This window comes from Streptomyces sp. R35, assembly GCF_041053035.1.
GTDB classification, from domain to species: Bacteria; Actinomycetota; Actinomycetes; order Streptomycetales; family Streptomycetaceae; genus Streptomyces; species Streptomyces lutosisoli.
On record NZ_CP163440.1, the window covers coordinates 9,070,299 to 9,081,957 of the forward strand.

Consider the following 11,659-nt stretch of genomic DNA (forward strand, 5'->3'; position numbering starts at 1 on the left):
GTACTGTTAACCGCCAGCAGGGCGGCATTGAGGCCGCTTCGCGAAAGGGTGATGTCACGTGATCTCGAAGGTCTGTCCGAGTGTCGCCGAGGCCGTGGCGGGCATCGAGGACGGGGCAACGATCATGATCGGCGGTTTCGGCAGAGCCGGTCAGCCCGTGGAGTTGATCGACGCCCTTCTCGAGCAGGGCGCCCGCGAACTCGTGGTCATCAACAACAACGCAGGCAACGGAAACACGGGCCTGGCCGCTCTGCTCGCAGCAGGCCGCGTCCGCAAGATCATCTGCTCGTTCCCGCGTCAGAGCGACTCATACGTCTTCGACCGCCTCTACCGGGCGGGGAAGATCGAGCTCGAACTCGCCCCGCAGGGGACACTGGCTGAACGCATCCGAGCCGCGGGCGCGGGAATCGGCGCGTTCTTCACTCCCACGGGCTTCGGCACCCCGCTGGCCGCCGGCAAGGAGCATCGGGTCATCGGCGGGCGCGACCACGTGCTGGAACACCCTCTGCACGCCGACTATGCGCTGGTGAGCGGCCATCTGGCCGACCGCTGGGGCAACGTGGTGTACCGCAAGACCGCGCGGAACTTCGGGCCGATCATGGCTGCCGCCGCGCAGAGCACCGTCGTACAGGTGGACCGCGTCGTGGAGTTGGGCGCGATCGATCCCGAGACCGTTGTCACGCCGGGGATTTTCGTCGATCGGGTGGTCGGTGTCGGAGAGCGGACATGGCTGCGTGAGGGTGCCTTCGTCGGCGCCGCGGACGCTGAGGGCAACCCGAACCCGAGCACCATCGAATCACGGGACGAAAACCGATGACCGTTCTCAGCTCCGGCCTTTCTCGCCGCGAACTCGCCGCCCGCATAGCGCTCGACATTCCCGAGGGCTCCGTCGTGAACCTGGGGATCGGCGCGCCGACGCTCGTGGCCGATGCCATCCCCGAAGATGTGGAAGTCGTCCTGCACACCGAGAACGGCATGCTGGCGATGGGGCCCGCACCAGTGCCGGGCCACATCGATCCAGATCTCATCAACGCGGGGAAGCAGCCGGTGACCGAGCGGCCCGGAGCCTCCTATTTCCACCACGCCGACTCGTTCGCCATGATGCGCGGAGGGCACCTGGACATCTGCGTGCTCGGGGCGTTCCAGATCTCCGAGCACGGCGACCTGGCCAATTGGCACACCGGTGCCGCCGACGCCATACCCGCGGTCGGCGGGGCGATGGACCTGGCGATCGGTGCCAAGTCGGTGTGGGTGATGACTGATCTGCTCACCCGGGACGGCACACCAAAACTCGTCACACAGTGCACCTACCCCCTCACCGGCGTGGGCTGCGTCACCCGCGTCTACACCAACCACGCGGTATTCGACATCACCCCCGCCGGCTTTGCGGTGCGCGAGTTGTTCGGCACCGCCACGATCGACGCGCTCGCCAAGGCCACCGGCCTGCACCTCAGCGATGGACGAGTTGCCCCCCTTGCCGACCGTTCCTGACAAGGCCCCAGCACACTCCCGCCACTCGACGACCATGAACGAAAACGGACGAGGTCATGACCGCTAGCTTCGTATACGACGCTCTACGAACCCCCTTCGGAAAGTACGGCAAAGCACTGGCGGGCGTACGCCCGGACGACCTCGCCGCACATGTCATGAGCGCCCTCGTCGAGCGGCAGCCGGACCTGGACCCGGAGCGGATCGACGACATCGTGTTCGGCAACGCCAACGGCGCCGGCGAGGACAATCGCAATGTGGCCCGAATGGGCGCACTGCTGGCAGGGTTCCCCACCAGCACGCCCGGCGTGACCGTCAACCGCCTGTGCGGCTCCGGAGTCGAGGCGGTCATCCAGGGCAGCCGCGCCATCGAAGCGGGTGACGCAACGCTCGTGCTCGCCGGCGGCGTCGAGTCGATGAGCCGCGCACCGTGGGTTGTGCCCAAGCCGGACCGAGCCTACCCGGCAGGCAACGCGACCATGGTCTCCACAACCCTGGGATGGCGGCTCGTGAACCCCCGCATGCCCGAGCAGTGGACCATCCCCCTGGGACAGACAGCCGAGATCCTCGCGGAACGCTTCGCCATCTCACGCGAGGAGCAGGACGCCTTCGCCCTGCGCAGCCATCAGAACGCGGCACGCGCATTCGCCGACGGCGCCTACGCGGCAGAGATCATCGGTGTGCCCGGTGTCCACCTCGACCGCGACGAGGGCATCCGCGACGACACGAGCATGGCCGCCCTTGCCGCGCTCAAGCCGGCATTCCTCGCGAACGGAAGCGTCACAGCGGGCAACTCCTCTCCCCTCAACGACGGTGCCTCCGCAGTACTGCTCGGAGCCGAGAACGCACTGCCCGGAGCACAACCCCTGGCCCGCATCACCGGACGAGGAGTGGCCGGCAACGACCCGGACGTCTTCGGCATCGCCCCGGTGGAGGCAGCCAACCGCGCCCTCGCCCGCGCCGGCAGAACCTGGTCGGACGTCGACCTCGTCGAACTCAACGAGGCATACGCCGCCCAGAGCATCGCCTGCATGCGGCTCTGGCCCGAACTCGATCCCCAGAAGGTGAACGTCGACGGCGGCGCCATCGCCATCGGCCACCCCCTCGGCGCCTCCGGAGGACGCATCGTCGGACACCTCGCACACGCACTTGCCGCACGCGGCGGCGGTATCGGCGTCGCCGCCATCTGCATCGGCGTCGGCCAGGGACTCGCAGTAGTGCTCGAAGCATGACCGGGCACACCGCAACGGATAACGGCGGGGTTTCCGCCCACTGTGTGCAGCGGGATCCTTTAGATGGCGGCGACGCCGATACCGCCGCCGCGTTCCTGCTGGCCGCGGCGACCGCTTTCGCCCGCATGGCCGCCCAGGGTCCCACCCGCGCCTACGCCGCGCACAAGCCCTGCACGCCTGGGCCGTCGGCGGGATCTCCGCGGCTGACGAAGAGCGGCCTCCACTCCTGCACGGACAGGTAAGCCTCTGTACAAGGCAATGATAAGTCCCGTGAATCGCGCAACAGGACCCTCGGCGCGATCCGCAGCCTTCCGCCCTTGCAGGAGCAATAGGGCCGGCTCGGCACGGTCCGCGTCGCCACCGAGGCTTGGGGATCAGTGCTGTTCGCCGTCACGTTAGTTTCGATCTGCAGGTGCTTCAGCGGCACTTCGCCGCGCATTACCTTTCCCACACCCCACTCTGGTTGAAGGAGAACGCCGAAATGACGCTCCAAATAGGTGACCTCGCCCCGGATTTCACGGCAGAGTCCGCTACCGGTGAACTGCGTTTTCATGAATGGTTCGGCGAGAGTTGCGGCAGCGCCGGAGCCTGAGGTGAAGTCACCGTGGGCGACCTCGGGGATGTTCGTGGCCCGCCTCGACCGGGGCAGCGTCGAATTCCTTCTAGCGGTCCACGTTGGCCTGCAAAGCCAAGGGACCCGTGATGATCGCGAAGTACCGGCGACCGAGCTTCAGCAGATGCTCCGCAGCACGTCGGCCTCGGCCCTCGTTGTCGAAATCCACGGAGCGAATCGATGCGGAGTCGGTTGGCGCCCCTATCGACACGGTGGGGACGCCCGCCGCTTCGAGTCAGCCGGGAAGCGAGTCGTCACCGCACATGGAGGCAAGCAGGACCCGTCAACGTGACGTGCCGTGAGAAAGGTGGCGAGCTGGGCGTGCTCTTGCCTGGACCGGGCGAGGGTCAACACCAACTGCATTCCCTCTGCGGCCAGTTCGGCTGTGGCCCCTGCACCAGCAGTGAGTAGAACGGGTCTTCCCAGAATCGACGATCCTCCATCAGGGAGGCCACGAACGCGATGGTGTCGGTGCGCTGCCGAACCAGCGCGCGGGCGGCGTGGTTGGGTACGTAGCCCACTTCACGGACGGCTTTCATAACCGCCCTGCGGGCCGGCGGGCTGACGTTGCCGGAGCCGTTGATCACACGTCCTTGGCCTTGCCGCCCGCGGCGGAGCCGCTGTCAGCCGCAGCCTTCTTGCCGTTGACCGAGTCGGTGAGCATGACGAGGCAGAACGGGCAGGCGGTGGAGTTCGGACTCCGTCAGCGTCCAGGAGCGCACGGCCCATCCCGGCGGCCCCGGTCGCCGAGAGGCCCTCGTCGTGAGGCTGGACATCGCCTCCCAGTTCCTCAAGTCCCGCAACGCCGGCGTGTTGCGCACCGGCTCCGTTGCCCTGCGCTCCTCCGAAGCCCTGATGGCGCAGGTGGTCGCGTCGGCCATGCGGGACGCCGGTCTCGCCCCCGGCGCCCTCCAGCTCACTCCCCACGAAGGCCGGTGCCCCACCTACGCCCTGGTGTCACTGCCCGATCCCGTCCCGCTCGTCATCCTGCGCGACAGCGGCGAAAGCACCCGCGACCCCGGCTGGCCTTGCGGTCGCCGGAGTCATCGACGACCAGGACCCCGCCCCAGGTGCGGGGCGGTGGCCGGGTCAGCCACGATGGGCCGGCGTCCGGCGCGACCGCGGGCCGCCGGTCGGTGCTGAACATCTCCGACGTCTCCTGCCTGAGCCCCCCGTGTTCTGTCAGGTGCCTGGCCTTCGAGTGCACCCCCTCGACCTTCGCCGGAGTCGTCCCCAGGCCCAGCTCCACCGCGATCTTCTGAGCCTTCGCCGGTCCCCTGTTCGCCACTCCTCCAGCACACCCAGAATCCGCTGGTAGTCCGGTGCCGGCACCGTCACCCAGGTCCTTGGCCCCAGCGCGCCTGCTGCGCCGAGGCGCGTCCCTCCGGGCCGAGCTTCTGGTGATGCCACGAGAACGCGGCGCGACCACCACCTTCCACACTCCGTGCACCACCAGCCCACGGACCGGCTGCATGTTCGAGGCAGGCAGGCGGATGCCCGCCCACCCGTTTTGCCCGTATATTGTGGATGTGGGTACAGACGCCCATGCCTTCATCAGCGATCTCGCTCGAGGGCTCGAGCCCCGAGCGGACCAATTGGTCGATGCGTCGCTGCAGAGCTTGCGCCGGGAGCTTCCGAAGGTGTGGGCATACCAGGACATCGCCGCTGTGCTGCCAGCGGCTGCGTCGGAACACATCACCACCCTTCTGGATTTTCTCGAGCAGGGCACAGAGACCGATGTGAAGACGCCGCCTGCCGCCATTGAGCTCGCTCGCCTACTCGCCAAGCACAGGGTGCCGATCAGTGATCTCCTACGTATCTATCGGCTGGTCCAGGCTCGTCTTGTTCATCTGCTCTACGAGGAGACAAACTGTCTCACCGACGCCCCGGAGCTGATCAACGCGGCAACGGTCGCACTGAGCGCGATGGGTTTCGAGTACGTCGATCGCACCGCGGAGCAGGCCGTCGCGGCGTACCAGCAGGAACGCGACCGCTGGCTGCAGCGGCGGCTGAGCGTGATCAACGAGGCCAACACGCGGATCGGGACCACCCTGGACACCGCCCGCACCGCCCAGGAACTGGCAGACGTCGGTACCGACCGCTTCGCTGATCTCGTCACCGTCGACCTGCTCGACTCCGCACTCCAGGAGGAGGGTGCGGTGCCGGCCCGAGTTGCGTCGGCAGTCCGTCGGGTCGCCCAGCAATCCGTATTGGATGGCTGCCCGGACTCAGCAGTCGGCACCGGGGAAAGACACACATATCCCGAGGGGTCGGAGCCTGCTCGCTCACTGGCCACTGGACAGCCCCTGCGGCACGACATTGAGGGCTCGGACGTTCCGCCATGGTTGGCGGCTTCCCCGGACCGCAGACGTGCCCTGCGGATCTTCGGCATCCACTCAGTGCTCCTGGTCCCGCTGTGGGCCCGCGGAACCCCCCTGGGCCTCGTGCAGTTCCTCCGCCACCGAACCGCAGTCCCGTTCGACGACGAGGATCTGCGCCTGGCCCAGGAGATCGCGTCCAGAGCAGCCGTGTACATCGACAACGCTCGTCGCTACACCCACGAGCGTTCCACGGCGCTCACGCTCCAGCGCAGCCTGCTCCAGCATCAGGTGCCCGAGCAGTCCGCCGTCGAGACCGCCTGCCGCTACCTGCCCTGCGGATCCCGGGCAGGCGTGGGCGGCGATTGGTACGACGTGATTCCGCTGTCCGGTGCCCGCGTCGCACTCGTGGTGGGTGACGTTGTCGGCCGCGGCCTCCACGCCTCTGCCACCATGGGCCGCCTGCGGACGGCCGTCCGTACTCTCGCGGACATCGACCTGATGCCCGACGAACTGCTCACCCACCTCGATGACGTGGTCATCCGGATGCAGCGTGAGCAGGAACGGGATGCGGACGAGACAATCGCCACCTGCCTGTACGCGGTCTACGACCCGGTCTCCCGCCTGTGCTCCCTGGCCAGCGCCGGACACGTTCCACCGGCCGTCGTCACGCCCCTGGACTCCGGCGGCCACAGCCCACCCCTCCGGGCGGTCGGCTTCCCGGAACTGTCCATCGGCCCGCCTCTGGGCCTGGGCGGCCTCCCCTTTGAGACAGCCCAATTCCAACTGCCGGAAGGCAGTCTCCTGGTCCTGTACACCGACGGCCTCGTCCAAAGCCGCGCTCGCGACGTGGACACCGCACTCACGCTGCTGCGCAACGTCCTTGCCCGAGCACCCGCTTCGTTGGAGGCGACCTGCGAGGACCTGCTGTCCGCGCTGCTGCCCGGCCGCCCCACCGATGACATCGCCCTTCTCGTGGCGCGAACCCGAGCGCTTGACGCCAGGCACGTCGCCACATTGGACCTCCCCTCCGACCCGGCGCTCGTGGCCGGCGCCCGCACCTACGCATCCGACCAACTCGCCACCTGGGGCCTGGAAGAACTGTCCTTCACAACGGAGCTCATGGTCAGCGAACTGGTGACCAACGCCATCCGCTACGGCAAAGCCCCCATACAGCTGCGGATGATCCTCCAATCCACTCTGACGTGCGAAGTCTCCGACGCCAGCAGCACCGCCCCGCACCTGCGCCATGCCCGGGTCTTCGACGAAGGCGGCCGCGGCCTGCTCCTGGTCGCCCAGCTCGCCGAGCGCTGGGGCGCACGGCACAGTGGTGAGGGCAAGGTCATCTGGGCCGAACAGGCCCTCCCGGGCAGAGGAAGACGCTTAGTCGATGAGGGCTGACTGACCTTTCGGCTCCAGTCCTTCGCGTCGCAGTCTGGAAGGTGACGTGTCGAACCACCGACGTACCGCACGAGTGAGGCTGGACTGTTCCTGCATCCCCAGGCTGGCCGCGATCTGCGAGAAGGACAGGTCGGTCCTCGTGATCAAGTCCAGGGCCTGACTCCTGCGTACACGATCGACGACGCCGGAGAAGGTCGTGCCCTCCTTGGACAGGGACCGCTGCAGTGAACGCGGATGGAGACTCAGCAGGCGCGCGACTTTCGACAGGTCCGGACCGCTGGATCCGAGCTGTTCGCTGAGAATCGCTGCGACCAGGTCCGACATCGGCACGTGCTGGTGGCCGAAGTGCGTTTCGAGATGGTCCATCGCGATGTCGTGAAGCAGGTCATCGCCGCCGCTGACCGGTGTCGAGAACAGTTGGCTCGGGACGCGCAGGACCGCGCTCGGACAGTCGAATCTGACCTCGGCCCCGAAGTACTTCCGGTAGGAGCTTTCCTGTACCAGGCGAGCGTGTGGAAGCAGGACCGAACGAAGTCCGTAGGGTGCGTCGCCGTGGATCAGCGTCAGGACTCGGTGGACGATCCCGATGCCGTAGTCGATCGCCTGTGGTGATGCGTTGATGCCCGTGGTTGTGTAGCGAAGGCCGACCACACCGGGACTTCCCAGCGGATCGTCGGTTTCCTCGAGTGAGAGGGCCGGGCTGTAGACGAACAGGTATCGGCTCGCGCACTCGACGGCCTCGCCGATCGTGCGTGAGTTCTCCATGGCGATCGCCAGCGGTCCCAGCACATGCAGGTCCTGCTGCGCCGCCATCCTCAACCCGAGGTCCGGAAGCGCGAATCGGCCGGCCGTTTCCTCGAGAACGCGCTCGACCAGTCGGAGACTCACGAACGAGTTGCCCTCGGCGATCCTCGCCTCGTCGAAACCATATGCCGCGAGGAGTTCGGGGCCCGAGCCGCCGAACTCGGTGACGAGCGTGGACAGCCCCTGCAGGGCAGAGCACCGGACAGGAAGATCGGTGTCACGCAAGGACAAATCCTTGTCGCCTCAGGGCAAGTACCGGAATGTTTCGACGAAGCAAACTACGAGTCACGACCGAGAGGACAGCTTCTATCGAGCTGGAGCCGAAGTGACTGTCGCCCCATCCATGCTAAGCCCCGCCGACCTGCTGACATCCGAAGAGTTGGACGTCCGCTGGAGGCTCGCCGTCCGTGACCGCCTCGCCTCCATGGACCTGCAGGTCACAGGGCCGGTCAAGCGCTTCGGATCTGCCGAGGAGCTGGACCTCGGAGACCTTCTCATCACCGACTGGGTGTGCCCGCAGGTCGAAGGGACCCGAGGCAGAAACGCAGTGCGTCAGGACGATGACGCGCTGCTGCTCCTCGCCGCCACCGCCGGCCAACAGATCATCGAGACTTCTGACGAGACCGTCATCCTGCGACCAGGAACGGTTCTCATCATGAGCACCCGCACCACCGGGCGGTTCGTCATCCCGGATCACCTGGCCAAACGAACGGTCCGGGTGCCCATGAGCGCCCTGTCCCCGTTCGACGCGGGGGGCGGCGCACCCGGTTGCCTGCTCCTGGACACGGCTCAGAACCCTTTGGCCAACCTCCTCCACGGCTTCCTCATGAGCATGGACCGTCACATCGGGCGGATGTCCGCGGCGGAGGTCGAGGGAGCGCGCAACGCCCTCCTCGTCCTCATCGCCGGCATGATCCGTGCGAGTCGACCCCACATCGGCGACGACGAGTTCCTGCAGTTGTTCCGACGGCGGCTGGAAGACTGGATCATCGACCATCTCGCCGGTGGACCGATCAGAGTCGCCGACCTCGCTGCCGCCCACAGCGTTTCTCCGAGGACGGTCCACCGGGCCTTCGCGTCGACTGGGGACACCGTCGGGGCGGTCATCCGCATGCACCGCCTGGCAGCGGCCAGAGGCGACCTGGTGAACACGAACCTCTGCATTGCCGCGATCGCGCACCGCTGGGGCTTCTGCGATGCCAGCCACCTCGGACGGGAGTTCCGTCGAGAGTTCTCGCTGTCGCCCGGCGACTACCGCGAAGCCCACGGATGCGCCTGACCGTCTCCTCGTAGGCCGTGGCACACCCGTACCACCCCGCGGCGCAATCCTTCTATGAGCCCTCACAGGCATTCGTGGAATCTGGGCCCGACACCACGACTCGCGAGTGTCGGATCACTCCGAGTGCACCTCCACACGACCGACGGACCATCGCAAGCGAATCGGAAGATCACATGAATCGAGAAGACATCGAGTTCAAGGGCGAGGGCGGCGTCACCCTCCGGGGCTGGTTCTATCCGGCCAGGAACACCAGCACGCCGGCACCGGTCGTGGTCCTGGCGCACGGGCTGTCATGCGTCAAGGAGATGCACCTCGACGACTATGCCGTGGTCTTCTCCGAAGCCGGCCTCAACGTGCTCGCCTACGATCACCGGAACTTCGGCGACAGCGAGGGAACTCCCCGTCAGGAGGTCGACCCGGTCCTGCAGTACCGGGATTTCCGGAACGCGATCACCTACGCCACCACCCGCCCCGAGGTGGACGCGTCGAAGATCGGCATCTGGGGCTCCAGCTTCTCCGGTGGACACGTCCTCATGGTCGCGGCGATCGACAAGAGGGTGAAGGCCGTCGTCTCCCAGGTGCCGTTCATCACGGGTCCGCGCACCCTGAGCCGGGCGATCCGGCCGGACTTCATCCCGGTCTTCCGTGCGATCCAGGAGGGCGACCGACTCAACCGGTTCACCGGCGGAGAGCCCGCTAGGGTCCCGGTCGTCGCGGCCGACCCGACGGCGCAGGCCGTGATGCCCGCGGCCGACGCCTACGAGTGGTTCAGCAAGACGTCGGCGGACCGGGCGCCCAACTGGAAGAACGAGCTGACGGCTCGAAGCATGGAGATGGTGACCGAGTACGCCCCGGGTACCTTCATCAGCCGCATCGCGCCGACCCCGCTCCTGATGATCGTGGCCGACAACGACAGGGTGGCACCGTTCGAGTTGGCCCTCGACGCGTACGAGGAGGCCCGGGAGCCGAAGCAGATCATCGTCAAGCAGGGCGGCCACTTCGACTTCTACAGCGGCCCCGGCTTCCTCGAGCTCTCCGCAGCCGCACGGGACCACTTCGTCAAGCACCTCCGGGGCTGAGCCCCCCTCCTGAGCCGCATCGACGAGCCGCACCTTCCGTCACCGATCCATTCGTCAAGGAGCCGCAATGCCGTACTGGGAGATCTTCACCCCCGAGAACGCCTTCACCCCGGAGGACAAGGAACAACTGTCCGAGCGGATCACCTCGCTCTACGTGGACTACGTCAACCTGCCGAAGTTCTATGTCGTCGTCCTGTTCAAGGACATGCCGGCGAACACCATGTACGTCGGTGGCAAGGCGAACAACAACTTCATACGGATCCGCACGGACCACATCGCCCGGCAGATGGACGACCCCCAGATTCGGTTCCTGTGCATGGAGGTCATCGAGGAGAAGCTGGCGCCGCTCGTCAAGGACCGCGGCTACGACTGGGAGGTCCACATCGACGAGACCCCCATGGACCTCTGGCGCGTCCAGGGCCTCGTTCCGCCTCCGCCGGAGTCCGACATCGAGAAGCTCTGGGCCAGGGAGAACCGGCCCGTCCCCTACGAGCTGACCGGCTGACCCCCTGACCGAGGTCCCGAGGCACCGTGGGGGTCCTGTCCACCGTGCGGGCCCCGGGACCTCATCCATCTCCGGAGGATCCGTCTGAGGAGCGCATGATGACCACAGCACGTACCACCCGCGGCGAGGGCACCCGCTACCGCATCGACCGGCCGACCTTCGCGGACATCATGCGCGATCTGCGGATCCCGGGGGGCGACCTGGGAGCCGGGGACAGGATTCCCCACATCGACCTGCCGACAACTGACGCAGGCCGCTTCAGCAGCGAAAGTATCGCCGCGGACGGCCGTGCCGTCCTGCTCGTCTTCGGTTCGCTGACCTGCCCGGTCACCGAGAGTGCGGGGCGGGGGCTGCTCGACCTGCACCGCACGTACGGTGACGCGATCCGATTCGTGGTGGTGAACGTTCGTGAGGCACACCCTGGCGCCGACACTCCGCAGCCACGCATGATCGACGAGAAGATGCGTAACGCGCGCGCTCTCAAGAGCCACCACGGCTTCGGCTTCGAGGTCGTCGTCGACGGCATCGACGGCACGGTGCACCGCGCGTTCGGCACGCGCCCCAGCTCGGCGTACATCATCGACCCCTCAGGCACCATCGTGTTCCGGGCACATTGGTCGAACAGACTGGAGCCGCTCGAGGAGGCGCTGCGTGCCGTCGTCGCGGGCCGAGCACCCTCGCCTACGAATGTGGGGCAGACGACACGCGCACTGACGCGGATGACGGCGTATGCGGATACCGCGCTCGCCGCTGCCGGTCGCGGGGCCCTGCGCGATTTCTGGCGAGCCGCACCACCGGTCGCAGCGATGATCACGCTGTCCAGACTTTTCCGCTCCCTGCCGAGCGAACGGCGCGTCGCGCCGACCGTCGCGATCACTCTGGCACTCTGCGCTGCCGCTGTCTCCGCGGGGTTGCTTGTCCTTCAGTGAGCCGTATCAAC

Annotated in this window: 9 protein-coding genes and 1 pseudogene; 8 read left to right on the forward strand and 2 right to left on the reverse strand. The window is 67.0% G+C overall.

Annotated elements, in window-relative coordinates; genetic code table 11:
* Positions 1-58: 58 nt before the first annotated feature.
* The 3 genes and pseudogenes from AB5J50_RS40820 to AB5J50_RS40830 all read left to right on the forward strand — a co-directional run.
* Positions 59-715 (forward strand): annotated as a pseudogene (locus AB5J50_RS40820) (3-oxoacid CoA-transferase subunit A); the annotation flags it as partial.
* A 98-nt stretch (positions 716-813) separates the two neighbouring features.
* A complete protein-coding gene (locus tag AB5J50_RS40825) occupies positions 814-1,491 on the forward strand; it encodes a 3-oxoacid CoA-transferase subunit B (RefSeq protein WP_369263674.1) in 678 nt (225 codons plus the stop codon).
* A gap of 56 nt (positions 1,492-1,547) precedes the next feature.
* On the forward strand, positions 1,548-2,720 hold the full coding sequence (locus tag AB5J50_RS40830; protein WP_369263675.1) for an acetyl-CoA C-acyltransferase: 1,173 nt from the start codon (positions 1,548-1,550) through the stop codon (positions 2,718-2,720).
* 960 nt (positions 2,721-3,680) lie between these two features.
* Here AB5J50_RS40830 and AB5J50_RS40835 read toward each other — a convergent pair.
* Positions 3,681-3,920 (reverse strand): hypothetical protein, encoded by a 240-nt coding sequence (locus AB5J50_RS40835; RefSeq protein ID WP_369263676.1) that lies wholly within the window; start codon positions 3,918-3,920, stop codon positions 3,681-3,683.
* An 885-nt stretch (positions 3,921-4,805) separates the two neighbouring features.
* On the opposite strand from AB5J50_RS40835, the gene AB5J50_RS40840 reads away from it, so the two are divergent.
* Entirely contained in the window at positions 4,806-7,052 is a 2,247-nt protein-coding gene (locus tag AB5J50_RS40840) for a SpoIIE family protein phosphatase (protein WP_369263677.1), read from the forward strand.
* Here AB5J50_RS40840 and AB5J50_RS40845 read toward each other — a convergent pair.
* A complete protein-coding gene (locus tag AB5J50_RS40845) occupies positions 7,035-8,081 on the reverse strand; it encodes an AraC family transcriptional regulator (RefSeq protein WP_369263678.1) in 1,047 nt (348 codons plus the stop codon). The two genes, AB5J50_RS40840 and AB5J50_RS40845, sit on opposite strands and share 18 nt — an antisense overlap.
* Between AB5J50_RS40845 and AB5J50_RS40850 the strand changes: the two genes are divergently transcribed.
* The 4 genes from AB5J50_RS40850 to AB5J50_RS40865 all read left to right on the forward strand — a co-directional run bounded on the left by AB5J50_RS40850 (position 8,071) and on the right by AB5J50_RS40865 (position 11,648).
* Positions 8,071-9,135 carry an AraC family transcriptional regulator gene (locus AB5J50_RS40850; protein ID WP_369263679.1) on the forward strand — a complete coding sequence of 355 codons (1,065 nt, stop codon included), beginning with the start codon at positions 8,071-8,073 and terminating at the stop codon, positions 9,133-9,135. The two genes, AB5J50_RS40845 and AB5J50_RS40850, sit on opposite strands and share 11 nt — an antisense overlap.
* Before the next feature lie 173 nt (positions 9,136-9,308).
* Positions 9,309-10,214, forward strand: coding sequence for an alpha/beta hydrolase (locus AB5J50_RS40855; RefSeq protein WP_369263680.1), 906 nt, complete (start codon positions 9,309-9,311; stop codon positions 10,212-10,214).
* Between the two features lie 67 nt (positions 10,215-10,281).
* Positions 10,282-10,719 carry a tautomerase family protein gene (locus AB5J50_RS40860; RefSeq protein ID WP_369263681.1) on the forward strand — a complete coding sequence of 146 codons (438 nt, stop codon included), beginning with the start codon at positions 10,282-10,284 and terminating at the stop codon, positions 10,717-10,719.
* A gap of 98 nt (positions 10,720-10,817) precedes the next feature.
* On the forward strand, positions 10,818-11,648 hold the full coding sequence (locus AB5J50_RS40865) for a hypothetical protein (RefSeq protein WP_369263682.1): 831 nt from the start codon (positions 10,818-10,820) through the stop codon (positions 11,646-11,648).
* The last annotated feature ends 11 nt before the right edge of the window (positions 11,649-11,659 follow it).